The sequence below is a fragment of the Parviterribacter kavangonensis genome (genome assembly GCF_056863335.1).
Map to the genome: position 1 here is coordinate 255,694 of NZ_JBXPJA010000001.1, position 25,785 is coordinate 281,478.

Annotated in this window: 27 protein-coding genes; 12 read left to right on the forward strand and 15 right to left on the reverse strand. The window is 72.3% G+C overall.

Going from position 1 to position 25,785, the window contains the following annotated elements; translation table 11 throughout:
• Positions 1–25 precede the first annotated feature (25 nt).
• Positions 26–1,456, reverse strand: coding sequence for an acetate--CoA ligase (locus tag AC1UE4_RS01190; RefSeq protein ID WP_482915392.1), 1,431 nt, complete (start codon positions 1,454–1,456; stop codon positions 26–28).
• 60 nt (positions 1,457–1,516) lie between these two features.
• Here AC1UE4_RS01190 and AC1UE4_RS01195 point away from each other — a divergent pair, with 60 nt between their 5' ends.
• Genes AC1UE4_RS01195 through AC1UE4_RS01215 form a run of 5 tightly spaced genes read left to right on the forward strand, consistent with a single transcriptional unit; the run spans position 1,517 to position 6,388 of the window.
• Positions 1,517–2,743 carry a CAP domain-containing protein gene (locus tag AC1UE4_RS01195; RefSeq protein ID WP_482915393.1) on the forward strand — a complete coding sequence of 409 codons (1,227 nt, stop codon included), beginning with the start codon at positions 1,517–1,519 and terminating at the stop codon, positions 2,741–2,743.
• Between the two features lie 41 nt (positions 2,744–2,784).
• Positions 2,785–3,993, forward strand: coding sequence for an acyl-CoA dehydrogenase family protein (locus AC1UE4_RS01200; protein WP_482915394.1), 1,209 nt, complete (start codon positions 2,785–2,787; stop codon positions 3,991–3,993).
• Between the two features lie 14 nt (positions 3,994–4,007).
• Entirely contained in the window at positions 4,008–5,336 is a 1,329-nt protein-coding gene (locus AC1UE4_RS01205; protein ID WP_482915395.1) for an adenylate/guanylate cyclase domain-containing protein, read from the forward strand.
• 11 nt (positions 5,337–5,347) lie between these two features.
• Entirely contained in the window at positions 5,348–5,719 is a 372-nt protein-coding gene (locus AC1UE4_RS01210; protein ID WP_482915396.1) for a hypothetical protein, read from the forward strand.
• The gene (locus tag AC1UE4_RS01215) at positions 5,720–6,388 is read left to right on the forward strand and encodes a transglutaminase family protein (protein ID WP_482915397.1); all 669 of its coding nucleotides are present in this window, start codon (positions 5,720–5,722) and stop codon (positions 6,386–6,388) included. It abuts the gene before it with no gap.
• Here AC1UE4_RS01215 and AC1UE4_RS01220 read toward each other — a convergent pair.
• From AC1UE4_RS01220 to AC1UE4_RS01250, 7 genes are all read right to left on the reverse strand, one after another.
• Positions 6,385–6,846 (reverse strand): DUF2269 family protein, encoded by a 462-nt coding sequence (locus AC1UE4_RS01220; RefSeq protein ID WP_482915398.1) that lies wholly within the window; start codon positions 6,844–6,846, stop codon positions 6,385–6,387. The genes AC1UE4_RS01215 and AC1UE4_RS01220 overlap by 4 nt on opposite strands.
• Positions 6,847–6,872: 26 nt before the next feature.
• Positions 6,873–7,652 (reverse strand): Fpg/Nei family DNA glycosylase, encoded by a 780-nt coding sequence (locus tag AC1UE4_RS01225; RefSeq protein WP_482915399.1) that lies wholly within the window; start codon positions 7,650–7,652, stop codon positions 6,873–6,875.
• Between the two features lie 43 nt (positions 7,653–7,695).
• Positions 7,696–8,181: an NUDIX domain-containing protein gene (locus tag AC1UE4_RS01230; protein WP_482915400.1), complete on the reverse strand. Its 486-nt coding sequence runs from the start codon at positions 8,179–8,181 to the stop codon at positions 7,696–7,698.
• Positions 8,181–8,426 (reverse strand): hypothetical protein, encoded by a 246-nt coding sequence (locus AC1UE4_RS01235; RefSeq protein ID WP_482915401.1) that lies wholly within the window; start codon positions 8,424–8,426, stop codon positions 8,181–8,183. The genes AC1UE4_RS01230 and AC1UE4_RS01235 overlap by 1 nt, the downstream gene beginning before the upstream one ends.
• Positions 8,426–9,349 (reverse strand): succinate--CoA ligase subunit alpha, encoded by a 924-nt coding sequence (locus tag AC1UE4_RS01240; RefSeq protein ID WP_482915402.1) that lies wholly within the window; start codon positions 9,347–9,349, stop codon positions 8,426–8,428. The genes AC1UE4_RS01235 and AC1UE4_RS01240 overlap by 1 nt, the downstream gene beginning before the upstream one ends.
• Entirely contained in the window at positions 9,346–10,545 is a 1,200-nt protein-coding gene (locus tag AC1UE4_RS01245) for an ATP-grasp domain-containing protein (protein ID WP_482915403.1), read from the reverse strand. Before AC1UE4_RS01245 ends, AC1UE4_RS01240 begins: the two co-directional genes overlap by 4 nt.
• 62 nt (positions 10,546–10,607) lie before the next feature.
• Complete coding sequence (locus AC1UE4_RS01250) at positions 10,608–10,964, reverse strand: hypothetical protein (RefSeq protein WP_482915404.1); 357 nt, start codon at positions 10,962–10,964, stop codon at positions 10,608–10,610.
• Between the two features lie 43 nt (positions 10,965–11,007).
• Between AC1UE4_RS01250 and AC1UE4_RS01255 the strand changes: the two genes are divergently transcribed.
• Complete coding sequence (locus tag AC1UE4_RS01255; protein ID WP_482915405.1) at positions 11,008–11,601, forward strand: PRC-barrel domain-containing protein; 594 nt, start codon at positions 11,008–11,010, stop codon at positions 11,599–11,601.
• Here the strand turns inward: AC1UE4_RS01255 and AC1UE4_RS01260 are convergent.
• The 3 genes from AC1UE4_RS01260 to AC1UE4_RS01270 are packed head-to-tail and all read right to left on the reverse strand — an operon-like array spanning position 11,598 to position 13,252.
• On the reverse strand, positions 11,598–12,656 hold the full coding sequence (locus AC1UE4_RS01260) for an HpcH/HpaI aldolase/citrate lyase family protein (protein WP_482915406.1): 1,059 nt from the start codon (positions 12,654–12,656) through the stop codon (positions 11,598–11,600). The two genes, AC1UE4_RS01255 and AC1UE4_RS01260, sit on opposite strands and share 4 nt — an antisense overlap.
• Before the next feature lie 27 nt (positions 12,657–12,683).
• Complete coding sequence (locus AC1UE4_RS01265; RefSeq protein ID WP_482915407.1) at positions 12,684–13,064, reverse strand: PIN domain-containing protein; 381 nt, start codon at positions 13,062–13,064, stop codon at positions 12,684–12,686.
• Positions 13,061–13,252, reverse strand: a complete 192-nt coding sequence (locus AC1UE4_RS01270) for a ribbon-helix-helix domain-containing protein (protein ID WP_482915408.1) — start codon at positions 13,250–13,252, stop codon at positions 13,061–13,063. Before AC1UE4_RS01270 ends, AC1UE4_RS01265 begins: the two co-directional genes overlap by 4 nt.
• A 35-nt stretch (positions 13,253–13,287) precedes the next feature.
• On the opposite strand from AC1UE4_RS01270, the gene AC1UE4_RS01275 reads away from it, so the two are divergent.
• From AC1UE4_RS01275 to AC1UE4_RS01290, 4 genes are all read left to right on the forward strand, one after another.
• Positions 13,288–13,851, forward strand: a complete 564-nt coding sequence (locus AC1UE4_RS01275) for a MaoC family dehydratase (RefSeq protein ID WP_482915409.1) — start codon at positions 13,288–13,290, stop codon at positions 13,849–13,851.
• Between the two features lie 49 nt (positions 13,852–13,900).
• Complete coding sequence (locus AC1UE4_RS01280; protein ID WP_482915410.1) at positions 13,901–15,703, forward strand: phosphoenolpyruvate carboxykinase (GTP); 1,803 nt, start codon at positions 13,901–13,903, stop codon at positions 15,701–15,703.
• Positions 15,704–15,817: 114 nt separating this feature from the next.
• Positions 15,818–17,809, forward strand: coding sequence for a hypothetical protein (locus AC1UE4_RS01285; protein ID WP_482915411.1), 1,992 nt, complete (start codon positions 15,818–15,820; stop codon positions 17,807–17,809).
• Between the two features lie 51 nt (positions 17,810–17,860).
• Positions 17,861–19,654, forward strand: a complete 1,794-nt coding sequence (locus AC1UE4_RS01290) for an ABC transporter ATP-binding protein (protein ID WP_482915412.1) — start codon at positions 17,861–17,863, stop codon at positions 19,652–19,654.
• A 28-nt stretch (positions 19,655–19,682) separates the two neighbouring features.
• Here AC1UE4_RS01290 and AC1UE4_RS01295 read toward each other — a convergent pair whose 3' ends face one another.
• From AC1UE4_RS01295 to AC1UE4_RS01305, 3 genes are read right to left on the reverse strand one after another with little or no spacing between them, the layout of a single operon-like run.
• Entirely contained in the window at positions 19,683–20,837 is a 1,155-nt protein-coding gene (locus tag AC1UE4_RS01295) for a S1 family peptidase (protein ID WP_482915413.1), read from the reverse strand.
• Between the two features lie 38 nt (positions 20,838–20,875).
• Entirely contained in the window at positions 20,876–22,060 is a 1,185-nt protein-coding gene (locus tag AC1UE4_RS01300; RefSeq protein ID WP_482915414.1) for an esterase/lipase family protein, read from the reverse strand.
• Positions 22,057–22,620 (reverse strand): hypothetical protein, encoded by a 564-nt coding sequence (locus AC1UE4_RS01305; protein WP_482915415.1) that lies wholly within the window; start codon positions 22,618–22,620, stop codon positions 22,057–22,059. Before AC1UE4_RS01305 ends, AC1UE4_RS01300 begins: the two co-directional genes overlap by 4 nt.
• 15 nt (positions 22,621–22,635) lie before the next feature.
• Here AC1UE4_RS01305 and AC1UE4_RS01310 point away from each other — a divergent pair, with 15 nt between their 5' ends.
• Together AC1UE4_RS01310 and AC1UE4_RS01315 are read left to right on the forward strand one after the other, a co-directional pair.
• Positions 22,636–23,475, forward strand: coding sequence for a crotonase/enoyl-CoA hydratase family protein (locus AC1UE4_RS01310; RefSeq protein WP_482915416.1), 840 nt, complete (start codon positions 22,636–22,638; stop codon positions 23,473–23,475).
• A complete protein-coding gene (locus tag AC1UE4_RS01315; protein WP_482915417.1) occupies positions 23,472–24,764 on the forward strand; it encodes an NTP transferase domain-containing protein in 1,293 nt (430 codons plus the stop codon). Before AC1UE4_RS01310 ends, AC1UE4_RS01315 begins: the two co-directional genes overlap by 4 nt.
• A 90-nt stretch (positions 24,765–24,854) precedes the next feature.
• On the opposite strand, the gene AC1UE4_RS01320 is transcribed toward AC1UE4_RS01315, so the two are convergent.
• Complete coding sequence (locus tag AC1UE4_RS01320; RefSeq protein WP_482915418.1) at positions 24,855–25,742, reverse strand: SDR family NAD(P)-dependent oxidoreductase; 888 nt, start codon at positions 25,740–25,742, stop codon at positions 24,855–24,857.
• Positions 25,743–25,785 lie beyond the last annotated feature (43 nt).

Here is a 25,785-nt window from a genome sequence, read left to right on the forward strand (position 1 = left end):
TGAAGGCCTGCAAGTCGAACCTTCTTCACTGACGCAACACGGCGCGACGGACCTTGCCGCTCGGCGTCTTCGGCAGGTCGTCGGCGAAGTCCACGATGCGCGGGTACTTGTAGGGCGCGGTCTCGCGCTTGGCGTGCTCCTGCAGCTCCCTGACGAGGTCGTCGCCGGGCGCGTAGCCGTCGCGCAGGACCACGACCGCGCGGACCACCGACCCGCGCTCGTCGTCCGGCGCGGCGACCACCGCGGCCTCGGCGACGGCCGGGTGCGCGACGAGCGCCGACTCGACCTCGAACGGCCCGATCCGGTAGCCCGCGGAGATGATCACGTCGTCCGTGCGCCCCTCGAAGTAGAGGAACCCGTCCTCGTCCTCGCGGACCCGGTCGCCCGTCCGCCACGGCCGGTCGCGCGGCGCGACGTCGTCGCCGTAGCCGCGGAAGAACGTGGGGACCGTGGCGGGATCGGCGACGAGCTCGCCGTCCTCGATCCACAGCTTCACGCCCGGCAGCGCGCGGCCCATCGAGCCGGGCCGGACGGGCTCGCCGAGCGGCGCGCCCGTGAGCTGGCCGGTCTCCGTCTGGCCGTAGCCGTCGCGGATCTCGAGCCCGGTCGCCTCGCGCCACGCGCGCAGCACCTCCGGGTTGAGCGCCTCGCCGGCGGCGACGGCGCCGCGCAGGCTCGGCAGCGGCCCGAGCGTGACGCGCTTGGCGATGACGCGGTACTCGGTCGGCGCCATGCACAGCACGTCCACGCGCTCGCGCGCGAGCAGCTCGAGCCGCTCGGCCGGGTCGAAGCGGGCGTCGTGCAGCAGCGCGGCCGCGCCGCGGATCCACGGCGCGATGAAGACGTTGCGCGCGGACTTCGACCAGCCGCTCGCCGCGGTGCACCACACGAGGTCGCCGGGGCGGGCGTCGAGCCAATGGTGCGCCTGGACGCGCTGGCCGTGCAGGTAGCGCTGGGCGTGCAGGACCGGCTTCGGCTCGCCGGCGGTGCCGCTCGTGAACGTGATGAGGCACGGGTCCTCGTCCTCGAGCTCGGCGGGGTGCGAGGGCTCGCCGTCGTAGAGGCGCTCGTCGGGGACGGCGACCACGATCGCCTCGGTCCCCGCCTCCTCCAGCACGGCGAGGTTGCGGTGGTCGGCGACGACGGCCCTCGGCCGCGTCGCGTCCATGCGCAGGCGCAGGTCCTTCGCGCGCAGCTGCTCGGTGCACGGCAGGACGACCGCGCCGATCCGGAAGCAGGCGACCATCGTGAGGACCCACTCGGGGCGGTTGCCGATGAGCGTCATGACGACGTCGCCGCGCCGGACGCCGAGCGCCTCGAGCCGCCCCGCCAGCCGCGCCGACCTGTCGGCCACGTCGCCGAAGGTCCACTCGCGCCGGTCGCCCTCGCGGGTCAGCTCGACGAGCGCGAGGCGGCTCGGATCGGCGGCGTCGACGACGGTGCGGGCGAAGTTCATGTGCGCACCGAGCGTACGATCCGCTTGCTCCGGAGGGGTCGTTGGCCCTAGAGTCGCTCCATGAGGAAGGGATGCCTCGCCGTGCTCGCCACGGCCCTGGGGGTGAGCGCTCTCGTCGTCGCACCGGCCAGCGGTGCATCAACACCGGAGCTGAAGGACGCGCGGTTCATCCCGGGCGCGTCGGGCGGCGCCCCGGCGATCGCGCTGACGGGCACCGATACCGAGCGCCCGGTCAGCGGCGGCTTCGTGGTCTTCGACGGGGAGGGCGCCGCGGGGTCGAGCGCCTGCCGCCCGCCCGGCGCCGACGGCGACGTCCACGGCTCGCAGTTCCAGCCCAACACGCCGGTCACGATCGCGTTCCCGCACGAGTTCTCCGGCACCGGCACGCGGCTCATGCTCACGCGGCTGGACACCGGCGGCTGCGAGGACCGCAAGGGCGGCCAGCTCTTCACCTCGTTCGCGGTGACCCCGCAGGCCGGCAAGGCGGTCCCCGAGCTGCAGCCCGACAAGCAGGTCGCGGTCCCGGCGGGCGGCACGCCCGACGCGTCGCTGCTCGGCCCGGCCGCGGGGCTGCTCGCGGGCCTGCCGAACCTGCAGCCGCCCTCGACGAACCAGAACAGCACCGGGACCACGCCGACCGGCGTCCAGGTGCCGTCGATCCCGTCGATCCCGACGATCGGCCCGATCACGATCGATCCGGTCCCGCCGATCGACGTGCCCACGCTGCCGCCGCTCGTCCCGACGCTGCCGGGCCTGCCGAACGATCCGTATCAGGAGCTGAGCGGGCTCCACGCGCTCGCCGCGGCGAAGACGAAGGGGACGTGCAAGGACGCGCTGCTCAAGCCGTCGAAGCGGACGACGACGCGGGCGGCGAAGGCCGCGCTGTGCCTCGTCAACGCGATCCGCAAGTCGCGCGGGCTGAAGAAGCTCAAGCTCGACCGCAAGATGTCCAAGGCGGCGGTCGCGCACTCGAAGGACATGATCTCGAAGGGCTACTTCGCCCACGTGTCGCCCACCGGCGGGACGCTCAACCAGCGCCTGCGCAAGGCGCGCTGGCTGCCGCGCAAGGGCAACTGGATCACCGGCGAGAACATCGCCGCCGGCTCGTTCACCGCGGCGTCCCCGGCCGAGACGGTCCAGGGCTGGTGGCTGTCGAGCGCCCACCGCGCGAACATGCTCGACAAGGGCTACGACGTCGCCGGCATGGGCGTCGTCGTGGGGATGCCCGGCATGAAGGGCTCGCAGGCCGCGACGTACACGAACGACTTCGGCGACGTCGGGCGCTAGAGCGGCACGGCCGCGGTCATCGCGGACGTAGACTTCGTCACATGGCCGCGACCCTGACTCTTGACAAGACCGACGAGCAGAAGGCGATCACCGACATGGTGCGCCAGTTCACGGATGAGCAGATCATCCCGAACGCCGAGCACTACGACCATGCCGACGAGTTCCCGGAGCCGATCGTCGAGCAGATGAAGGAGCTCGGGCTCTTCGGGATCACCATCCCCGAGGAGTACGGCGGCCTCGGCCTCGACCTCACGACCTACGCGATGGTCGTCGAGGAGCTCTCCCGCGGCTGGATCTCGATCTCCGGCGTGATCAACACCCACTTCATCGGCACGTACCTGCTGCTCAAGTTCGGGACCGACGAGCAGAAGCAGAAGTACCTGCCGCAGATGGCCACCGGCGAGCTGCGTGCCGCGTTCTCGCTGTCCGAGCCGGAGCTGGGCTCCGACGTCCAGGCGATCAAGACGTCGGCCAAGAAGGTCGACGGCGGCGCCTACGAGATCAACGGCCAGAAGATGTGGGTCACCAACGGCCTGCGCTCCGGGCTCGTCTTCACGCTCGTCAAGACGAACCCCGATGCCGAGAAGCGCCACCAGGGCATGACCTGCTTCATCTGCGAGAAGGAGCCGGGCGTCAGCGAGAACACCGGCGAGTACGCCGGGTTCACCGTCCCGCCGCAGATCAAGAAGATGGGCTACAAGGGCGTCGAGTCGACCGAGCTGGTCTTCGACGGCTACAAGTGCCCGGCCGAGAACATCCTCGGCGGCGAGGCGGCCGGCCTCAACAAGGGCTTCGCGCAGATGATGGACGCGCTCGAGCTCGGCCGCGTGAACGTCGCGGCCCGCGGCGTCGGCCTCGCGCAGCGCGCCTTCGAGCTGGCGATCCGCTACGCGCAGGAGCGCAAGACGTTCGGCAAGCCGATCGCCGAGCACCAGGCGATCCAGTTCAAGCTCGCCGACATGGCGACGCAGATCGAGGCCGCGCGCATGCTCGTGATCAAGTCGGCGCGCATGAAGGACGCCGGCGAGCGGTCCGACATCGAGGCCGGCATGGCGAAGCTCTTCGCCTCCGAGGCCGGCCGCTTCTGCGCCGAGGAGTCGCTGCGCATCCACGGCGGCTACGGCTACTCCAAGGAGTACGAGATCGAGCGGATCTACCGCGACGCGCCGCTGCTGCTGATCGGCGAGGGCACGTCGGAGATCCAGCGCATAGTCATCGGCAAGAAGCTCCTGCAGCGCTACAAGATCTGAGAGGGTCGGCGCTCGTGGAGGCGCCGACCGTTCAGTACACGTCCAACGGAGATGTGTCCCTCGCCTACCGCGTGGTCGGCGAGGGGGACCTCGACGTGCTGTGGATCCCGGGCTTCGTGTCGCACACCGAGGTCCTTTGGGAGTCGCCGCACGTCCGCCGGATCTTCGAACGGCTCGGCCGCTTCGCGCGCGTCGTGCTGTTCGACAAGCGGGGCCAGGGGCTGTCGGACCGGCCGGAGCGCCTCGCGACGCTCGAGGACGTCGCCGACGACGCGCTCGCGGTCATGGACGCGGCCGGCATGGAGCGCCCGGCGATCATCGGCTCGTCCGAGGGGGCGCCGGCGGCGACGGTGCTGGCGGCCTCGCATCCGTCGCGCGTCTCGGCGCTGACGCTGCTCATGCCGTCGGGTGCGCGCATCGTGCAGGCGCCGGACTACCCCATCGGCCATGACCCGTCGCTGATCGAGCAGGTGTGGGAGCTGTGGCGCACGCAGTGGGGCGGCCCGGTCGCGCTCGACCTCTTCGCGCCCGAGTGGCGGGGCGATCCGAGCGCGGAGGCCTTCTGGGCCAAGCTGCTGCGCACCGGCGTGAGCCTCTCCGGGCTGAGGCGGATGGTGGACGCCTGGTACGAGCAGGACGTCCGCGGCGCGCTGTCCTCCGTGTCGGTCCCGACGCTCGTCATCTCGCGCACCGAGGACGTCCTCGTGCCGCGCGAGCAGACGCTCTACTACGTCGAGAAGATCCCGGGCGCGCGGCTCGTCGAGACGCCCGGACCGCACCTGGCGTTCGCGGGCAACCCGGACATGTGGATCCCCGAGATCGAGGAGCTGCTGACCGGCACGCGCGGCGATGAGGAGCCCGACCGGGTACTGGCGACGATCCTCTTCACGGACATCGTGCGGTCGACCGAGACCGCGTCCGCTCTGGGCGACCGGCGCTGGCGCGACGTGCTGGCCGAGCACGACGAGATCGTCCGGCGTGAGCTCGACCGCCACCGCGGCCGCGAGGTCAAGCACACCGGCGACGGCTTCCTCGCGTCGTTCGACGGGCCGGCGCGGGGCATCCGCTGCGCGTCGGCGATCGTCGACCGGATGCGGCCGCTCGGCATCGAGGTGCGCGCCGGGCTGCACACCGGCGAGTGCGAGCTCCGCGGGGAGGACCTCGCCGGCGTCGCGGTCCACATCGGCGCGCGCGTGGGCGGCGCGGCGGCGCCGTCGGAGGTGCTCGTCTCGCGCACGGTCCGCGACCTCGTCGTCGGGTCGGGCCTGCCGCTCGAGGACCGCGGCGAGCACGAGCTGAAGGGGATCGAGGGGTCGTGGAGGCTCTTCGCGCTCGCCCGATAGGGTCGTTCTCAATGGCGAGCGACGCGATCCCCCTCATCGAGCAGACCGTCCACCGCTTCCTCGAAGAGGTTCCGGCGCTCAAGCCGATGACGCTCGTCGTCGGCATCCAGCTGCACGGCCGTGGCGACACGCAGCACTTCCGCCTCCAGCTGCCCGAGGTCGAGGTCACGAAGGACATCGCCGCCGACGCGAAGGTCCGCGTCGAGATGCGGCGCGAGTTCTTCAACGAGATGGCGAAGGACGCGAAGGTCGCCGACTGGCGGGAGGCGTTCACCTACGGCCAGGCGAAGGCGACCGGCCCGACGCAGATCCTCCAGCTCATCGAGCGCGTCGTGGCCAAGCAGGAGGAGCGCGCCCGCCAGCGGCGCGCCAAGCAGCACTAGGTGCCGCTGCCGCCGTTCGAGGCGCTCGCGGCCGAGCCGTCACCCCGGCTGGACCTCCTCGCGCTCGCGCTGGCGAGCGCCTTCCGGCCGGTGGACGACGAGGCGGCGATCGCGGCGCTCGACGGGCTCGGCGACGTAGTCGCGGACCGCTTGGAGCGGATGGGCGAGCGCACGCCGGCGGCCGAGGTCGCAGCTTGCGCCATCGTGCTCGGTGACGAGGCCGGCTTCCGCGGCGACGAGGACGAGTACGACGACCCCCGCAACTCGATGCTCGATCTCGTTCTCGAGCGCCGGCGAGGGCTCCCGATCCTCCTGTCGGTCGTCTACACGGAGGTCGCCCGTCGCGCGGGGATCCCGCTCGCCGGCGTCGGGCTGCCGGGCCACTTCGTCTGCGGGCGCTTCGGCGACGGCGAGCCGCTGCTGCTGGACCCCTTCCACGGCGGAGCCCGGATCGGCTACCGCGGCCCGGCGGAGGACGTCCGCCCCTGGGTGCCGCGCGAGATCGCCCTGCGGATGCTCAACAACCTCGTCGTCGCCCACGCCCGCCGCCACGCGGGACCGGCGGCCCTGCGCGCCGCCGAGCTCCGCCTCCCGCTGGCCGCCGGCGGCGCGGAGCGGGCGATGCTCGCGGGCGAACTGCGCGCGCTGCGCGAGCGGTTCGGAGGCTAGAGGCCCGGCTTCGCGACCATCTCGGCGATCACGAGCACGAGCACCGCGAGCTCGATCCGCGTGTAGAGCAGCAGCCTCCGGGCGTCCGCGGCGTCCTCGTCGTCGAGCTCGCCGCCCTTCGCCTTGATCGACTGCGTCAGCTCCTCGGCCGTCCTGCCGACCAGCGCGCCGCCGAGGGCCATCGACACGACGAGGCCGACGATGGCCAGCCAGATCCACGTCTCGCCGACCGAGATGTCCGCGTCGGCGACCATCGCGAAGCCGGTGATGAGCAGGAGCACGCCCGCCGCCGGATGAGCCTTCCCGGCCCACGAGCGCGCGTTCACCGCGAACGTCGAGAACAGCTGCCGGCCCTGGGCGAGCGTCCGGATGCCGATGACGGTGATCGCGACGCCCGATCCGAACCAGGTGGCGATCGAGAGGACGTGGAGGGTCTTCAGCAGCTCGTACCAGGACACGCCCGACAAGTTCGTCGCTGCCCGGTTCACCCCTGCTCTTCGGGGCACCAGTACGTGGTGCGCCCGCCGACCGTCTCGCGCGCGAGCTCGGCGCCGCAGCGCGGGCAGACCTGGCCGCGGCGGCGGTCGACGATGAGGTCGCCGGTGTGGACGCCGCCGAGCTTGATGGCCGAGCGGGTCGCGGCGCGGATCTCGCGGCGCAGCCGGTCGAGCTCGTCCGTGTCGAGGTCGCCGGCGGGGCGAAGGGGGGAGAGGCGCGCGCGCCACAGCGCCTCGTCGGCGAGGAGGTTGCCGACGCCGGCGATGACCGACTGGTCCATGATCCGCGCCTTCAGCGGCGCGTCGCCGCGCCCGACGCGCTCGCGGAAGTCGTCGCGGCCGACGACCGCGGCGTCGGGGCCGAGGTGCGAGAGGTCGGGGTCGAGCACCGCGCGGCCGAGTCGGCGCTTGTCGCGCAGCACGAGCCGGCCGCCGTCCTCGAAGTCGAGCGCGAAGCGGTCCCAGACCGGCGCGACCTTCTCGCCGTTCGGCGCGGGATCGCCCTCGGCGGCGTCGTCGACGACGATCCGCCCGGCCATCCCGAGGTGCAGCCCGAGCGCCGGCCCGCCGTCGGTCTCGACCCACATCGACTTCCCGATCCGGTGCGCCTCGGTCAGCGTCCGGCCGACGAGCGCGGTCGAGAGCTCGCCCGGCGCGTGCGGGCGGCAGACGTAGGTGTCGGAGTCGTCGACGGCGGTGATCCGGCGCCCGAGGGCACGCTCCTCGATGAGCGCCCTCGCGCGCTCGACCTCGGGGAGCTCGGGCACGAGGAAGAGGGTAGGAACGCGCCGGGCGCGAAGACGCCGGAGTTCAGAGGCCGGTCGCGCGGAGGCGGTCGAGGACCGCCATCGTTCCCGCGCCGGTGCCGGGCGGCAGGTCGTCGCGCGCGAACCAGCGGGCCTCGGCGATCTCGACCGGATCCCAGCGCGCGAAGCCGCCGGGCCAGCCGGCCACGAAGGCGGCGAGCTGCTCGCGCTTGAAGTCCCAGTCGCCCTCGAGCACGTCGAGCGGGACGACCTCGACGCTGACGCCGAGCTCCTCCTCGACCTCCCGCGCCGCGGCGTCCTGCGCGGGCTCGCCCGACTTCACCCAGCCGCCCGGCAGCTCCCACCGCCGCCGGTCGCCGTAGGTGTGCCGCACGAGCAGCACGCGCCCGTGGCCGTCGAGCAGGCAGACCATCGACCCGCGCACCCGGGGGCGGCGGGCGAAGCTCCAGACCTGCAGCGCGCGGTAGGCCGCGCGGTAGGCGAGGCGCAGCAGCGCCACCGACCGGGGCCGGTGGCGCAGCGTGGCCATCACGACGCGGGCAGCACCTCGCCGCTGTACAGCTTGTGCACCTTGACGGTGTCCGGCGGTGTGGCCTGGATGCACAGCTCGCAGAGGATGCACTCGTCGAGGTTGTCGTGGACGATCTCCACGCGGCCCCCGGCGTTCTTGTAGATGTCGACCGGGCAGGCGTCCTCGAGCTTCTGGGCGAGGTCGGCGTCGCCGGCGATCGCGTCGTCGACCTCGACCCCGATGAACGTGGCGTCGTCTCGCATCAGGCGGCGCTCCTCTCGCGCATCTTGGATCGCAGGATGTCGGGGATCTCCGAGATCTCCTCGGCGACGGTGATCCCGGCCTCGGCGAGCCGCGCGATCTTCTCGGTCGCCGTGTCCTCCTTGCCCTCGACGATCGTGCCGGCGTGCCCGAAGGACATGCCCGGCATCTCGTCCATGAACCGGCCGGCCATGAACGCGACGATCGGCAGGCGCGAGTCGTTCTCGGTCACCCAGCGCGCCAGCTCGGCCTCCATGCGGCCGCCCGGCTCGGTGTAGATGACGATGCCCTCGGTCTGCTCGTCGGCCTCGAAGAGCGGCATGAGCTCCGCGTACGAGGAGCCGATGATCGCGTCGCCGCCGATCGAGACGGCGGTCGACTGGCCGAGCCCGGCCGCGGTCAGCGTCGAGCTCATCTCGGTCGTCATGCCGCCGGAGCGGGAGATGACGCCGATCGGGCCGGGGGAGTACGCCTTCGCGGCGTCCTTCGCCGGGCCGCCGATGCCGCCCATCTTGATGACGTCGGGGACGATGATCCCGAGGCAGTTCGGGCCGATGATCCGCGCGCCGCGCAGGCTCGCCAGCTCGACCATCTGCGCGACGTCGGCGCGCGGGATGCGCTCGGTCACGATGACGATGAGCTTGATCCCGTTCTCGATCGCCTCGAAGACGGCGTCCTTGGTGAACGCCGGCGGGACCGTGACGACGGAGCCGTCGATCGGGCCGCCGTGGTGCCGGACCGCCTGCTGGACGGTGTCGAACACCGGCACGCCGTGGACCTCGCGGCCGAGGCGGCCGGGGGTGACGCCGCCGACGACCTTCGCCCCGGCGCCGTAGTCGAGGCACTCACGCGTCAGGTTGACGGCCTCGCGGCCCGTGATGCCCTGGACGATGAACGTGGTGTCCGCGTCGACGAGGATGCTCATGAACCCGCTCCCACCGCGATCTTCGCGGCCTCGTGCATGGACGTCTTGCGGTCGGCGTAGCGAACGCCGTAGCGCTCGAGGATCTTGAAGCCCTCCTCCTCCCACGCACCGGGGATGCGGAAGATCGAGATCTTCTCCGCCGGGTCGTAGCCGAGCTCGAGGCAGGCGGCGATGACGCCGCGCGCGACGATGTCGACCCGCGTGTTCGAGACGATGGACATCATCACGGCGATCTTGTCCACGCCCGGCTTCTGCAGCACGAGCTTGGCGAGGCCCTTGGCCTTGCGCACCGACGGGTTGCCGCCGATCTCGCAGTAGTTCGCCGGCTTGCCGCCGTACTTGCGGACCGCGTCGAACAGCGTCAGCGAGCCGCCGCCGGCGCCGATGACCAGGCCGAGGTCGCCGTCGAACTCGGTGACGTTGCCGGCGACGCCGCGGTGGTCCATGGCGTCGACCGCCTCGCCGGCGAGCTCGAACTCGGTCGCCTCGCGCGCCTGGCGGGTCTCCTCGTCGCCGACGCCGAGGTCCTTCAGCAGCTTCTGCTGACGCGGCCGGGCCTCGTTCTCCATGTCCATGTGCGCGTCGAGCGCCACGAACGAGCCGTCCTCCATCTCGGCCAGCGGGTTGATCTCCGCCAGCGTCATGTCGTACTGGACGAAGAGCTTCGCCAGGCGGGCGAGGATCGGGACCAGCCGCGTGAGCTGGCGCCCGGTGACGCCGGTGGAGGCGATGACCTCCTTCGCCTCGAAGTCGCCGAACGGCAGGATGTTCGAGAAGTGCTTGCGGCCGACCTTGTCGGGCTGCTCCTCCGCCACCTGCTCGATGTCGATGCCGCCGACCGGCGAGAAGATCATCACCGGCTGCTTGCGCGTGCCGTCCCAGACGACGCCGGCGTAGTACTCCTGCTTGACCTGCGCCTTCGGGTCGACGAGCACGCCGCGCGGCATGTGCCCGTTGATCTCGAGCTGCAGGATGTCCCGGGCGTGCTGCTCGGCCTCGTCGGGCGTGTCGGCGAACTTGACGCCGCCGGCCTTCATGCGGCCGCCCGTGAGAACCTGGGACTTGATCACGGTGGGGCCGCCGATGCGCTCGGCGATGCTGCGCGCCTCGCCCGCATCCGTTGTGAAGCCGTAGTCGGTGACCGGGATGCCGGCGCGCTTGACGACCTCCCGGGCCTCGTATTCGAAGAACCTCATGCGGGCCGGGACCCTAACGCTCCCGGCCCCGGCGAGGGCGCGCTACCGCCGCTCGCGCTCCTTCAGTCGCGGTCGGGGTCGACGTCGAGAGCGCGCTCGCGCTGCTCGGCCGCCGCGCGGCGCTCCTGCTCGGCGAGCCCGTGGCGCTCCTCGGCGCGGCGCTCGAGTGCCTCGGCGCGCTCCGCGGCCTCACGGGCGGCGAGGCGCTCGCGCTCGGCGCGCTCGCGGTCCTCCTCGATGCCCCGGCGCGCGACCTCGGCCTGCTCCTCGTGCCGGCTCGCCTGCGCGGTGCGCGCGCGGGCCTCGACGCGTCGCTGCTCGTTGACGCGCTCGCTGCGGCGCCGCAGCACCGGGATGAGCAGAAGCGCCAGCACCAGCAGGACGACGGCGACGATGACGATGATCAGGATGGTGTCCACGGCCGGGGACTACCCGTGCGGCAGGGCCGGGTACTCGTCCACCATGCACCACGCGGACATCGACACGGTCCTCGGCTGGCGCGGACGCACCGTGCGCGACGCCGAGGGAGAGAAGATCGGCAAGCTCGGCTCCCTCTTCCTCGACAGCGAGACCGACCGGCCGGCGTGGGCCGGCGTCCGGACGGGGCTCTTCGGCACGAAGGAGAGCTACGTGCCGCTCGAGCGGATGGAGGAGGTCGACGACGAGCTTCGCGTGCCCTTCACCAAGGAGGAGGTCCGCGACGCTCCGCAGATCGACCCCGAGGCGGCGCTGACGCCCGACGAGGAGGCCGCGCTCTGGAGCCACTACGGCCAGGAGTACGCCCGCATCGGCGACGACGCGCCGGCGCCCGGCGAGGGCGAGGGCGAGGGCGACGACGACTCGCGGCTCACCGACGACAACGCGATGACGCGGTCCGAGGAGGAGGTGCGCATCGGCGAGGGCCCGATGCGGCCGGCCGAGCGCGTCCGGCTGAAGAAGGTGCTCGTCGAGGACGAGGAGACCCGCACCATCCCGGTGCGCAAGGAGGTCGTGCAGCTGGAGCACGATCCGCCCCCGGAGGGGCGGATCGAGTCCGTGGAGGACGTCGACCGCTAGGCGGTCTGCAGCTCGTACGCCTCGGCCAGCTCGGGGTCCTTGCGAGCCAGCATCTCGGCGAGGTCGACCATGACGCGGCACTGCTTCCACGTCGCGTCGTCCTGCATCTTGCCGTCGATCATGTGCACGCCGCGGCCGTCGGGGATCGCCTCGATGACCTTCTTGGCGAACAGGACCTCGTCGGGGTCGGGGGAGAAGACCTTCTTCGCGATCCCGATCTGGACCGGGTGCAGCGACCAGGCGCCGACGCAGCCGAGCAGGAACGCAGCGCGGAACTGCGTCTCGCAGCCGACGGTGTCCTTGATGTCGCCGTACGGGCCGTAGAACGGCAGCAGGCCGGCGCTCGTGCAGGCGTCGACCATGCGCGCGATCGAGTAGTGCCACGGATCCTGCATGTACGAGCCGCGCGCGCCCTCGATGTCCCCGTTGACCGGGTCCTCGATCGTGCGGTAGCCGGGGTGGCCGCCGCCGACGCGGGTCGTCTTCATGCGGCGCGAGGCGGCGAGGTCGGCCGGGCCGAAGCTCATGCCCTGCATGCGCGGCGACGCCGTCGCGATCTCCTCGAGGTTCACGACGCCCTGGCCGGTCTCGAGGATCGCGTGGATCAGGATCGGCTTCTCGATCCCGTGCTTCGCCTCGAGCTGCGCGAGCAGGCGGTCGACGTAGTGGATGTCCCACGGGCCCTCGACCTTCGGGACCATGATCACGTCGAGCTTGTTGCCGATCGCCTCGACGACCTGGGTCAGATCGTCGAGGACCCAGGGGGATTCAAGCGAGTTCACCCGCGTCCACAGCTGCGTCTCGCCGAGCTCCATCTCGCGACCGACGCGGATGAGGCCTTCACGCGCGGCGATCTTGCGATCGACCGGCACCGCGTCCTCGAGGTTGCCGAGCAGGATGTCGACCGTCGGCGCGATGGCGGGGACCTTGGCGACCATCTTCTCGTTCGAGAAGTCGAGGAAGTGGATCATCCGCGAGGGGAGGAACGGGATCTCCCGCAGGGGCTCGGGCGCGTCGATCGCCAGGGGCTTGAAGAAGTCTCGGGGGCTACGCATGAGGCGCGGGATCCTTCCAGTTCGGGGTCAATAGGGCGCCTTGAGCGCCGGGAACATCGGGAAGCGGTCGACCTCGCAGGTCAGGAGCTCGGCGTCGACGCGCTGCGCGGTGGCGGCGACGACGTAGTCGATCACCTCGGCCGTGCCGCCGTCGCGGCTGTAGCGCTCGGCCAGCTCGGCCGCGATCGCCGCGATGGCGTGGTCGACGGGGATCCACTCCACCAGGCGCTCGAGCGCCTCGAGGCCCGACGACTGCTCCGCGCCGGCCTGCTCGCGGAGCTGCACGCGGGTGAGCACCGACGCCGCCACGCGGCGCCCGGACCGGAGCGCCTCGGCGATGACGGACGTCGCCCGGTCGTTGCGGTGGAGGTGGTCGAGGAGGACGGACGTGTCGAGGAGGAACGTCACTCGGGCGCCCAGGCCCCCGCCGTCTCATCGAGGATGCGAAGCTTCTCGTCGAGCGTCAGGTCACGGCCGTACTTGGCATCGACGGCACGGCGGATCAGCTCCGCGATCGATGCGCCCGTACGCTCCGCCTCCTGGCGTAGCCGGTCGTAGCGCTGGTCGTCCAGCGTTATCTGCATCCGGTGTGCCACGCGATGTAACCCTACATCAGGTAGTGTCCTCGCGCATGACCCACCACTTCACGACCGACCAGCGGGAGCGGGAGGCCTCCGGCGCGCACGCCTACGGCCGGTACCTCGAGGAGTTCGAGGAGGGCGCGGTCTACAAGCATTGGCCCGCGAAGACGGTGACCGAGGCGGACGACCACCTGTTCTGCCTCATCACCATGAACCACCACCCGCTGCACATCAACGACGTGTACGCGGGCAAGAGCCAGCAGGGCCGCAACGTGGTGGTGGGGCCGCTCGTCTACTCGCTCGCCCTCGGCATGAGCGTGTCGGACGTGTCGGGCAAGGCGATCGCGAACCTCGCCACCGAGGAGCTCTCGCATCCGGCGCCGGTCTTCCACGGCGACACGCTCTTCGTCGAGTCGGAGGTGCTGGAGAAGCGCGAGTCGCGCTCGAAGCCCGACCGCGGCACCGTGAAGGTCCACACCAGGGTCTTCAACCAGGACGGGACGCTCGTCGCCGAGTTCAAGCGATTGGTGCTCGTTCCCAAGAAGAACCCCGGGCAGGCGGGTAGTTCCAACGATGGGGTGGGCGAGAACGTCGCTGCGCCCTCCGGCGACTGATCCGACATCATCACGACGTGGCGACCTTCCCGAGGAGTGACCTGAACCAGTGAGCACGACGTCTGTCCCGACGAAGCACAAGAAGCTCCTCGCGTGGGTGGACGAGGTTGCACAGCTGACCCAGCCGGCCGACGTGCACTGGTGCGACGGCTCGGCCGAGGAGTACGACGCCCTGGCTCGGCTGCTGGTCGAGCAGGGGACGTTCCGCAAGCTGGACGAGGCCAAGCGCCCCAACTCGTACCTCGCCTGGAGCGATCCCAGCGACGTCGCGCGCGTCGAGGACCGCACCTTCATCTGCTCCGAGCGCGAGGAGGACGCCGGCCCGACGAACAACTGGAAGGCGCCGCAGGAGATGCGGGACACCCTCCAGCCGCTGTTCTCCGGCTCGATGCGCGGGCGCACGATGTACGTCGTCCCCTTCTCGATGGGCCCGCTCGGGTCGGACAAGAGCCACATCGGCGTCCAGCTCACCGACAGCGCGTACGTCGCCGTGTCGATGCGGATCATGACCCGCATGGGCAAGGGCGCCCTCGACGTGCTCGGCGACGAGGGCGAGTTCGTCCCCTGCGTGCACTCGATCGGCGCTCCGCTGGAGGAGGGCCAGGACGACGTGCCGTGGCCGACGAACGCCGAGACGAAGTACATCGTCCACTACCCCGAGACGCGCGAGATCTGGTCGTACGGCTCGGGCTACGGCGGCAACGCGCTGCTCGGCAAGAAGTGCTTCGCGCTGCGCATCGCCTCGGCGATGGCCCGTGACGAGGGCTGGATGGCCGAGCACATGCTCATCCTCAAGATCACCTCGCCCGAGGGCGACGCGAAGTACATCGCCGCCGCCTTCCCGAGCGCCTGCGGCAAGACGAACCTCGCGATGCTCATCCCCTCGATCGAGGGCTGGACGGTCGAGACGGTCGGCGACGACATCGCCTGGATGAAGTTCGGCGACGACGGCCGGCTGTACGCGATCAACCCCGAGGCGGGCTTCTTCGGCGTCGCGCCGGGCACCGGCTACGACACGAACCCGAACGCCATGAAGGCGGTCGAGCGGAACACGATCTTCACCAACTGCGCGCTCACCGACGAGGGCGACGTGTGGTGGGAGGGCATGACGCCCGAGCCGCCGGCGCACGCCATCGACTGGCACGGCAACGACTGGACCCCCGAGGCCGACCACCCGGCCGCGCACCCCAACGCGCGGTTCACGGTGCCGGCCGACCAGGCCCCGTCGATCGCCGGCGAGTGGGAGGACCCGGCCGGCGTGCCGATCGACGCGATCCTCTTCGGCGGCCGCCGCGCCTCCGTGGTGCCGCTCGTGCGCGAGGCGTTCGACTGGGAGCACGGCGTGTTCATGGGGGCGACGATGTCGTCCGAGATGACCGCCGCGGCGTTCGGCACGGTCGGCGCGCTGCGCTTCGACCCGTTCGCGATGCTGCCGTTCTGCGGCTACAACATGGCCGACTACTTCCGGCACTGGCTGGAGATCGGCCGCCGGGACGGCGCGAAGCTGCCGCGGATCTTCTACGTCAACTGGTTCCGCAAGGACGCCGACGGCAAGTTCCTGTGGCCGGGCTTCGGCGAGAACGCCCGCGTGCTCGAGTGGGTCCTGCGCCGCTGCGAGGACCGGGTCGAGGCCGACGAGACGCCGATCGGCCTCGTGCCGCGCCGCGAGGACCTCGACACCTCCGGCCTGGACATCGCCGACGGCGCGCTCGACCAGCTGCTGACGGTCGACGAGGAGGCGCTGAAGGCCGAGCTGCCCCAGGTGCGCGAGCACCTCGAGAAGTTCGGCGACCGCCTGCCGTCCGAGCTGCGCTCGCAGCTCGAGCAGCTCGAGCAGAAGCTCGGCGCCTAGCTCTGCGCCGGCCGCGCCGCGGAGACCGCTCCGCGGCGCGGCCGTGCATGACCGGCCGTCCAGGGCCGCCCGGGGCGCGTCAAGACTCGGGAGGAGGGCTCCGAAGAGCACCGGGTGACGCCTCTTCGGACACGCACGGCCCGGGCCGCCCGCGCGCTGTGCGCGGTGCTGGTCGCGCTGGCGCTGGTGCCCGCGCTGGCGAGCGGCCACGACGAGGCGGCCGAGCCGTACCACGGCGACCCGCGCGCGTCCCTGCCCGACGAGCTCGTCACGCAGCCCGTCGCCGCCGCCGAGACCGCGTCGGTCGAGCCCGCGACGCCCGCCGCGATCTCCTCCGCCGGGCTGCCCGAGACCTGGTGCGGCAGCGAGCGCACGACCGACGACACCGCGAACGCCGCGGCGCCGTCGTCGACGCCGCAGTTCAAGGTCGTCTACGCGTACGCGTCCGACCAGCCGAACCGCTTCGCGACGCTCGACGACCGCCTGCAGGCGAACGTCTCGATCATCAGCCGCTTCGCCGCCGACCAGTCCGGCGCGCGCAAGACGCTGCGCTGGGACATGGGCACCTCGTGCGGCGCCTCCTACGTCGACATCCAGGTCGTCGCGCTGCCGTCGCCGCGCTCGACCTACGTGATCAACGGCGTCCCGCAGTTCAACACCATCAAGAGCGCCGTCGCCCCGTACGTCACCAGCCAGAGCGGCCCGCGCAACTGGGTCGTCTACCTCGACGGCTTCTACTCCTCGTCGACGGGCATCGCGGGCACCGCCGTCCAGTACGGCGACGACAGCGCCGGCGCGACGATCCACAACTCGGGCCGGATGATGGCCCAGGTCTACGGCCCGTCGACGCTGCCGTCGTCGGCCTACGCGTGGCCGAGCGTGATGCTCCACGAGATGTCGCACAACCTCGGCGCGGTCCAGAGCAGCGCGCCGCACACGTCCGGCGCGGGCCACTGCAACGACCGCTACGACGTCATGTGCTACGCCGACGGCGGCTCCCAGTCGGCCCCGTACGTCGCCTGCCCGAAGATCGACGGCGAGATGAACGAGACGTGGGACTGCGGCGGCGACGACTACTTCAACCCGGCCCCGGCGCCCGGCTCGTACCTCGCGACGCACTGGAACCTCTTCTCGTCGACGTTCATGGGCTCGTGCACGACCGAGCTCGGCGTGGCCTGCGGCACGACGCTGTCGGAGACGAACCCGCCGGTGAACACCACGACCGCCGCGCCGGCCGACTGGCAGACCTCGGCCTACCAGGTGACGCTCGACGGGTCGGACGCCGAGGGCGCCGTCGTCGGCTGGAACTGGCGGGTCGACGGCGGGACGATCCGCACGACGCAGGCTGCCACGGTCGACGCCGAAGGCACGCACACCCTGTCCACGCGCGTCCGCGACGTCGCCGGCAACTGGTCGGCGTGGCGCGACGAGACCGTGCTGGTCGACACCGCTGCGCCGTCGGTGAGCGTCTCCTGCCCCTGGGCCTGGTCGTCGGGACCCGTGTCGTGCACCGTCGCCGCGGATGACGCCGGCAGCGGCGTCGCGAGCCAGTCTTGGACCGTCGACGGCGCCGATGCCGGATCGGGCGCGAGCGTGACCGTCGGAACCAACGGCGCGCACACGGTCGTCGCGACCGTCACCGACGGCGCCGGGCACGTCGCCAGCGCGACGGCCACCGCCAAGGTCGCCATCGCCGACCCGGCTCCCACGGCGCCCGTGAGCCCTGGCGGAAGCTCTACGACGACGACCACCACGTCGCCGACCGGCACGAGCACGCGCACGAAGGTCCCGCTGCGCGGCAACAGCGGCCGCAAGGTCGGCACCGTCTACGTCGACGTCGTCAGGCGCGACGGCCGCTGGGTCGCCCTGCTGACGATCGGCCCGAACCGGCTGCCCGCCGGCACGTACCGCGTGAAGGCCTGCGTCACCGGCGCCGGGTGCGCCACGAAGCGCCTGACGCTGCGCCGCGCGAGCCGGCCGAAGCCGATGACCGCGGTGTTCCGTGCGCCGTCGGCCTCCGTCCGCGCGTCGGTCTCGCTGCAGAAGCGCTCGGGCCGGTTCCTGCGGTCCTTCGCGCGCGCCGCAGCCGTCGCCGTCCGGCGCTGAGACGCGCCTACTTCTCGCGCCCGGCGCGCCCTCGGCTAAACTAGTTGAGGTTTGCAAGCATCTGACGACCGCGCAGGGACGACCGACGGGCGCCGCATCGCACGGCTCTTCCGGCCGTATCGCGGGCGCCTCGCGACGGTGCTCGCGCTCATCCTCGTCTCGGCCGGGCTCGGGATGCTGTCGCCGTTCCTGCTCCGAGCGGTCCTCGACGAGGCGATCCCCGAGGGCGACACGGGCCTGCTGACGTGGCTCGTCGCCGGGATGATCGGCGTCGCCATCGCGACCGGCATCATCGGCGTGGGGCAGACGTTCCTCTCGAACAGCGTCGGCCAGCGGGTCATGCACGACCTGCGCACGGCGGTGTACCGGCACCTGCAGCGGATGTCGCTCGCCTTCTTCACGCGGACGCGCACCGGCGAGGTCCAGTCGCGGATCGCCAACGACATCGGCGGCGTGCAGAACGTCGTCACGTCGACCGCGACGTCGATCGTCTCGAACGCCACGACCGTGCTGGCGACGATCGTCGCGATGGTGCTGCTCGACTGGCGCCTGGCCGCGTTCAGCCTCGCGCTGCTGCCGTTCTTCGTCTGGCTGACGCGCCGCGTGGGGCAGGAGCGCAAGCGGATCGCCGCGCGCCGGCAGGGCCGGATGGCGGACATCTCGTCGCTCGTCGAGGAGTCGCTCAGCGTCAGCGGGATCCTGCTGGGCAAGACGATGGGCCGCGCGCCCAACCTCGCCGACCGCTTCGAGGGCGAGTCGCGCGAGCTCGCCGAGCTCGAGGTCGCCTCCCGCATGGCCGGCCGCTGGCGGATGGCGAGCGTGCAGATGAGCTTCGCCGTCATGCCCGCGCTCGTCTACTGGTTCGCGGGGCTGACGATGGCGAACGGCGACGCGGCGATCACGCTGGGCACGCTCGTCGCGTTCACGACGCTGCAGACGCGGCTGTTCTTCCCGATCCAGTCGCTGCTCGGCGTGCAGGTCGACGTCCAGACGTCGCTGGCGCTCTTCGACCGGATCTTCGAGTACCTCGACCTCGACGTGGACATCGACGAGCATCCGGAGGCCGTCGACCTCGACACGGCGGCGGTGCGCGGCGACGTCGCCTTCGAGGGCGTCTCGTTCGCGTACGGCGAGGACGCGGTGATCCTCGACGGCATCGACCTCGAGGTGCCGGCCGGCACGACGACCGCGATCGTGGGGGAGACGGGGTCGGGCAAGACGACGCTCGCCTACCTCGTCGCGCGGCTCTACGACGTCCACGACGGGCGGGTGACGATCGACGGCGTCGACGTCCGCGACGTCTCGTTCGCCTCGCTGGCCAGCACGGTCGGGCTCGTGTCGCAGGAGACGTACCTCTTCCACGCTTCGGTGCGCGAGAACCTGCGCTTCGCGCGGCCGGACGCGACCGACGACGAGATCGAGGACGCCGCGCGCGCCGCCCGCATCCACGACCTCATCGCGTCGCTGCCCGACGGCTACGACACCGTCGTCGGCGAGCGCGGCTACCGCTTCTCCGGCGGCGAGAAGCAGCGCATCGCCATCGCCCGCACGATCCTCCGCAACCCGCCGGTGCTCGTGCTCGACGAGGCGACGAGCGCCCTCGACAACGAGACCGAGCGCGCCGTCCAGGCCGCCCTCGACGACCTCGCGGAGGGCCGCACCACGATCGCGATCGCGCACCGCCTCAGCACCATCCGCGACGCCGACCAGATCGTCGTCCTCGACGGAGGCCGCATCGCCGAGCGAGGAACCCACGACGAGCTCATCGCCCTCGGCGGCCGCTACGGCCGGCTCGCGAGACGAGCGGAGGCGGCGCCCGAGGAGGAGGAGACCCTCACGGCGTGACCCCGGCGGGGCGCCCCGCCGGAGCCTCTCAGCGGCGGACCTCGACCCGCCGCGACGCCTTCACGGTCTTGCCGGCGCCGTCCTTCGCGGTCGCGCGGAGCGTCGCGCGGCCGGCGCCGAACGACCTGCGGGCGCGGAGCTTGATGGTCTTGCGGCCGCTGACGGTCTTGGTGCTGCCGGCGGCGAGCGTCCGGCCGCCGCGGACGAGGACGAGCTTCACGCCGCGCAGCCGCTCGCTGCTGCGGACCGTCACGCGCAGCGACCTCCCGACCGTCGCCGGCAGCGTCAGGCGCCGCGGCGCCGGGGTCGACGAGCCGGTGGTCGGGCCGGACGTCGTCGTGCCGGGCGACGAGGCCTTCGCGGCCGACAGCTCGGCGATGCCCTGGGTGACGAACGACCGCATGTCGTCGGCGGGCAGCTTGCCGTAGATCCCGTACTGCGTCGGGAACGCGCAGCCGAGGCCGAAGGAGACGTCGCCGACGAGGACGAGCGCGCCGGTCGCGTCGGGGACCATCAGCGGGCCGCCGGAGTCGCCCTGGCAGGAGTCCTTGCCGCCCATCGTCTCGCCGGCGCACAGCATCGTCGCGGGGTCGTAGCCGTAGATCGTCGACAGCTGGCACTCCGCGTCGCTGCGGATCGGGATGACGATCTCCTCGAGCTGGTCCGCCGTCATGCCGACCTGGAAGGCGTTCGCGCCCCAGCCGGTCACGACCGCGTCCTTGCCGGCCGCGAAGAACGGGGCGTCCGCGGCGCTCGCGACGCGGATCGGCTTGCCCAGCGTCGACGCCCGCTCGAGCTTGATCAGCGCGACGTCGTGGCCGCCGTTGACGTCGTCGTCGTAGGCCGGGTGCTCGCGGATCTCGACGGCGCCGATGCGCTCGCCGCCGCTGCTGCGCACCTTCGTCCCCGCGAGGAACCGGAACTGCGCGGCCGGCAGCGTGTCGGGCTCGCCGATCGACTCGTCGCCGGAGACGCAGTGCGCCGCCGTGAGGACGACGTCGGGGGCGACGAGGCTGCCGCCGCAGCGGAACGACCACTCCGAGGCGCTCGGCGAGTCGCGGAACTCCATCGCGACCATGTGCGGCAGGTCGCGCTGCGTGGGCGTGCCGCCCACGAGCGCGCTCGCGGGCGCGGCGACGAGCAGGGAAGCGAGCACGGCAAGGCACAGCGCGACGGGACGCATGAAGCCGTTGGTGCCCGGACAGGCCGGTCGCCGAAACGTCACACCCGGACGGCGAACTTCGTGTCGACCTTCTCGGCCACGCCGCCGGTGCGGGCGACGAACGCGCTGCCGGCCAGCTCCGGCATCCGCGCCTTCTGCAGCGAGCGCACGGACCGCTGGCTGAGCAGGACGGTGACGAGCTGCTTCGTGCCGGCGGGGATCGAGAACGCGGTCTTGCCGGCGCGATAGGACCCGCGGCGCAGCTCGAGCACGCCCTCGCAGACGAGATCGCCGACGCACTTGACGTGCACGCCGACGCGCTCGGCGTCGTGCAGCCGCACCGGCTTGCGCGCGACCTCGGCGCGGCGCACGGGCTGATCGGTCGGGCCGGCCGCGCCGCCGGCGCCGTTGCGCGCCGTGCCGCCGACCGCCTTGATGCCGGTGCAGTCGGGCGCGAACGCGGGATCGGCCGGGCCCGGCCGCCCGAGCGCGTCGCGCACCCACTGGATGGCGACCGGGTCGTAGACGATCCCGAGGTGGTCGCTGATGTCGTTCGCGCACTTGTCCTGCAGGACGACGTTCGTGACCGTCGAGCCCGCCAACGCCTGCGAGGTGAACGGCGTGACGACCTCGTCGTAGCGCGTCGAGACGACCGTGTAGGAGGCGGGCTCGGGCGCCTCGGGAACGGTGTTCGCCTTCTGCAGGAACACCGACCCGGCCTGCTGCTCCGCGCACGCCTCGCACGCGAACCAGCGCGCGGCGTACCCCGCGGCCGGCGACGCGGTGCCGTGGCTGGACGGCGCGAGCCCGATGACGTCGTCGGTGCGGTCGAGCAGCCCGCGCGTCTTGACGACGTACCGCGCCAGCAGCCCGCCCTGCGAGTGCCCGACGAACGACACCTTCGGCGCGCCCGTGCGCTGCAGCACGTCCAGCGCGAACGCCGTCAGCGCGTCCGCGGACTGGTCGATCGGCGCGGCCCCGCGGCGCACGAGATCGAGCGCGAAGACGCAGTAGCCGTCGGCCTTCAGCGCCGGCGCCAGCGCGTTCCAGCTGACCGTCATGTCGCCGAACGTCCCGTGCACGAGGATCACCGGCACGGGGTGCGCGATGCTGCGGCACCCGTAGTCGTTCGCTCCCGCCGGCGCGATGCCCGGCGCCTGGCGCAGCTGCTGCTTGGCCGGCGCTCCGCCCGCCCCCGCCGCGGCGACCAGGAGGGCCAGGGCGGTGGCGAGCGCGATCCTCATCGAGGATGCGTGTCCGTGCTCGAGGCCGGCGGACGCGACTCCTCGGCCAGCGAGGTGATGGCCAGCGCCCCTCGCGACGCGGCCTCCAGGACCTCGGTCGCCTCCTGCTGGGACCGCGCGTACAGCTCGACGAGCAGGTGCACCACGATCTTGTCCTCCTCGTGCTTGTGGAAGCGGACGTGGGTGAAGAACTCGCGCGTGCCGTAGTCGCCGAACGCGGCGAACGACAGGGCGTCGCTCGCTTCGGGGCCCGAGCAGCTGTCGACGTCGTCGGCCTCGACGGTGACGGTGACCGAGGCGACCCACGGGGTGCCGACGATCATCCGCTCCCACCGGTCCTCGACCGGCTCGACCCGGCCGTTGGCGAAGCCGAGGTGCGGCTGGTCGTGCATGCACTCCAGGCACTGCACGACGGCCTCCTGCATCTCGTCGACCACGTCGGCCCGCTCGGCCGTGACGGGGTCGATCTTGTGGATCCCCTCGTAGTGGACCTGCACCTCGAGGTCCTGCGACCAGCAGCGGTAGCAGCGCAGCCAGGGCGGGGACATCTCGTGGGACATGGTTCGATTCTAGGTGTGCCCGAGGTCGTCACCGACAAGGGGGGGCGCGTCGCGACCCTGACGCTCAACCGCCCGGAGCGATTGAACACCATCACCCCGACGTTGATCGGGGATCTGCGCCTGGCGCTCGAGGACGCCTGGGCGGACGACGCCATCCACGCCATCCGCCTGCGCGGCGCCGGGCGCTCGTTCTGCGCGGGCTACGACATCGGCTGGGGCGCCGAGTGGATGGCCGAGGCGGAGGGCGACCGGCCCTGGGACCCGATCGCCGACTACGACAACATCACCCGCTTCGTCGACGCGTACATGTGGCTCTGGCGCTCGCCGAAGCCCGTGATCGCCCAGGTCCACGGCTTCTGCGTGGGCGGCGGAACGGACTTCGCGCTCTGCTCGGACCTCATCGTCTGCGCCGAGGACTGCCGGATCGGCTACCCGCCGGCGCGGGTGTGGGGCTCGCCCACGACGATGATGTGGACGTACCGGCTCGGGCTGGAGCGCTCCAAGCGGCTGCTGCTGACCGGCGACGCCCTCTCCGGCGCCCGCGCCGTCGAGTGGGGCCTGGCGAGCGAGGCGGTTCCCGCCGAGCAGCTCGACGACGCCGCGATGGCGCTGGCCGAGCGCGTCGCGCAGATGCCCCGCAACCAGCTCCGCATGATGAAGCTGCTGGTCAACAACGTCATCGAGCAGATGGGGCTGTCGAGCACCCAGCTCGTCGGCTCGCTGCTGGACGGCGCGGCCCGGCACACGCCCGAGGGCGTCGACTTCTCGCGGCGGGCGATGCAGGACGTCCGCGGCACGGTCCGCGAGCGCGACGCGCCGTTCGGGGACTACGGCGAGGGCCCGCGCACGGCATGAGGAACGCCCTCGGCGCCGTGCTCGCCGGAGGGCGCGGCTCCCGGCTGGGCGGTCGTAAGGCGATGGCCGAGCTGCAGGGCCGGACCCTGCTCGACTGGACCGTCTCGCTGCTGCGCGACGTCGTCGACGACGTGGTCGTCATCGCCAAGCCCGACACGCCGCTGCCGCCCACCGACGCCCGCGTGCTGCGGTCCGAGCCGGCGGACTTCCACCCGCGCCACGGGCTCGTCAGCGCGCTGCGCGGGGCGAACGGGCGGCCGGTGCTCGTCGTGCCGTGCGACATGCCGCTCGTGCCGGCGGCGCTGCTCGAGACGCTGCTCGCCGAGATCGACGCGGGCCGGCTCGCCGCGATCCCGGAGGCGGGCGGCCACCTCCAGCCGCTCTGCGCCGCCTACGCGGCCGGCGCGCTCGACGCGCTGGCGGCCGCACCGGACGACGAGCCGCTGAAGCACACGCTCGACCGGCTGCGGCCCGCCGTCATCCAGGCCGACGGGGTGGGGGAGCTGATGCTCAACGTCAACCAGCCCGCCGACCTCGCGCGCGCCGAGGAGCTCGCCGCGCTGCGGATCGACCCCGGCGACCTGTGGGAGCACGGCGCCGACGAGTGGATCGAGTGGGCGCGCGCGCCCGGCCACGACCACTTCTTCTGGTCGTTCGTCCTGCCCGAGCTGATGGCGCTGCTGCCTCCCGAGCCCGGCGAGCTGACGATCGACATCGGCTGCGGCGAGGGGCGCCTCGCGCGCGAGCTGATCGGCCGCGGGCACCGCGTGCTCGGCATCGAGCGCTCGCCGCGGCTGGCCGCGGCCGCGCGCGAGGCGGACCCGCCGGTGCAGGTGCTCGTCTCCGACGCCGCCCGGTTGCCGCTCGACGACGGCTGCGCCGACCTCGTCGTCAGCTCGATGGCCCTGCTCAACATCGCCCGGCTGGACCGCGCGATCGCCGAGGTCGCGCGCGTCCTCGCTCCCGGCGGGGCGTTCTGCTTCGTGACGGTCCATCCGCACGCTTCCCTGGGCTCGCTGCGCAGGCTGCTCGGTGACGAGCGCGCGTACTTCACCGAGGCGGTGTACAGCGAGCGCCGCGAGCGCGACGGCCTCGCCATGACGTTCACCGACACGCACCGCCCGCTGTCGGCGCTGACCGGCGCGCTCGAGCGGTCCGGGTTCGTGCTCGAGTCCCTGCGCGAGCCGGTTCCGTCGGGCGTCTACGTCACCGCGTACCCGGACGTCGCCCGCTGGCGGAACGATCCCGCGCTGCTGGCCGGGCGCGCCCGCAGGCGCAGTTCGCTCTGAGCCCGCGGCCGGTGCGCGAATGGATGTCCCCGCATACGGGGACGCCTGCGCCAACGATGGCTCCGCCGAACAGGCGGGGCCATCTGACGTTCAGCCGGCCGACGGGTCGTTCAGCAGACGGCCTTCCATGCCGCCCGCGACCGTGACGACCTGCCCGGTGACGTGCCCCGCCGCGGTCGGCGACGCGAGCATGACGATCGCCCGCGCGATGTCCTCCGGCGACGCGACCTTCCGCAACGGCATCGTCGCGGTGACCTGGCTCAGCGTCTCCTCGGTGAGCGCCTCGGCCGCCATCGGTGTGACCGTCCACCCGGGCGCGACGACGTTGACGCGCGCCAGCGGCACGCCCCGGACGACCTCGTTCTTCAGAGAGAGCGCCAGCCCGTAGGCGATCGCCGCCTTCGCCGCCGCGTAGTCCGCATGCCCCGCCTCGCCGAAGAGCCCCGCGGTGGACGCGACGAGGACAAGCGAGGGCGAGGCGGCCGGCGAGGCCCCTCCGGCGAGGGGCGCCGCTTCTCCGGCCGGCGACATCTCGTCGCAGACCGGCGCGGCGGCCCCCGGAACGTCGGCGCCGATCGGCTCTTCGCGTGCCCGCACGTGGCGCACGAAGCCGCGGGCGGTGAGGAAGGTGGCGGTGAGGTTGGCGTCGACGGTCGCGCGCCAGCGCTCGAGCGGCATGTCGGCGACGGCGACGTCCTCGCTCGGCCAGACGCCGGCGTTGGCGACGCAGTGGTCGAGCCGTCCGAGCGCCTCGACGGCGTGGGGGACGAGCGCGTCGGCCTCGGCCTCGTCGCGCAGGTCGGCGCCGAGGGCGACGCCGCCGATCTCGGCCGCCAGCTCCTCCGCCGCCCCGCGGTTGGAGTGGAAGTGGACCGCGACCCGCGCGCCTTCCGCCGCGAACGCGCGCGCCGCCGCCGAGCCGATCCCGCCCGACGCGCCCGTGACGAGCACGCCGTGGCCCGAGAACCCGAGATCCATCAGCCGGCCGCGGACCCTCGGTGGGCCCGGTGCGAGGAGGTGC

What these genes read in the sequence shown, in the direction of transcription:
- AC1UE4_RS01195 (WP_482915393.1), top strand. Translation starts at nt 1,517, where the DNA reads ATGAGGAAGGGATGCCTCGCCGTGCTCGCCACGGCCCTGGGGGTGAGC.
- AC1UE4_RS01300 (WP_482915414.1), bottom strand. Translation starts at nt 22,060, where the DNA reads ATGAGGATCGCGCTCGCCACCGCCCTGGCCCTCCTGGTCGCCGCGGCG.
- AC1UE4_RS01275 (WP_482915409.1), top strand. Translation starts at nt 13,288, where the DNA reads ATGACCCACCACTTCACGACCGACCAGCGGGAGCGGGAGGCCTCCGGC.
- AC1UE4_RS01320 (WP_482915418.1), bottom strand. Translation starts at nt 25,742, where the DNA reads ATGGATCTCGGGTTCTCGGGCCACGGCGTGCTCGTCACGGGCGCGTCG.
- AC1UE4_RS01235 (WP_482915401.1), bottom strand. Translation starts at nt 8,426, where the DNA reads ATGCGAGACGACGCCACGTTCATCGGGGTCGAGGTCGACGACGCGATC.
- AC1UE4_RS01210 (WP_482915396.1), top strand. Translation starts at nt 5,348, where the DNA reads ATGGCGAGCGACGCGATCCCCCTCATCGAGCAGACCGTCCACCGCTTC.
- AC1UE4_RS01245 (WP_482915403.1), bottom strand. Translation starts at nt 10,545, where the DNA reads ATGAGGTTCTTCGAATACGAGGCCCGGGAGGTCGTCAAGCGCGCCGGC.
- AC1UE4_RS01200 (WP_482915394.1), top strand. Translation starts at nt 2,785, where the DNA reads ATGGCCGCGACCCTGACTCTTGACAAGACCGACGAGCAGAAGGCGATC.
- AC1UE4_RS01260 (WP_482915406.1), bottom strand. Translation starts at nt 12,656, where the DNA reads ATGCGTAGCCCCCGAGACTTCTTCAAGCCCCTGGCGATCGACGCGCCC.
- AC1UE4_RS01190 (WP_482915392.1), bottom strand. Translation starts at nt 1,456, where the DNA reads ATGAACTTCGCCCGCACCGTCGTCGACGCCGCCGATCCGAGCCGCCTC.
- AC1UE4_RS01240 (WP_482915402.1), bottom strand. Translation starts at nt 9,349, where the DNA reads ATGAGCATCCTCGTCGACGCGGACACCACGTTCATCGTCCAGGGCATC.
- AC1UE4_RS01305 (WP_482915415.1), bottom strand. Translation starts at nt 22,620, where the DNA reads ATGTCCCACGAGATGTCCCCGCCCTGGCTGCGCTGCTACCGCTGCTGG.
- AC1UE4_RS01255 (WP_482915405.1), top strand. Translation starts at nt 11,008, where the DNA reads ATGCACCACGCGGACATCGACACGGTCCTCGGCTGGCGCGGACGCACC.
- AC1UE4_RS01295 (WP_482915413.1), bottom strand. Translation starts at nt 20,837, where the DNA reads ATGCGTCCCGTCGCGCTGTGCCTTGCCGTGCTCGCTTCCCTGCTCGTC.
- AC1UE4_RS01230 (WP_482915400.1), bottom strand. Translation starts at nt 8,181, where the DNA reads ATGGCCACGCTGCGCCACCGGCCCCGGTCGGTGGCGCTGCTGCGCCTC.
- AC1UE4_RS01315 (WP_482915417.1), top strand. Translation starts at nt 23,472, where the DNA reads ATGAGGAACGCCCTCGGCGCCGTGCTCGCCGGAGGGCGCGGCTCCCGG.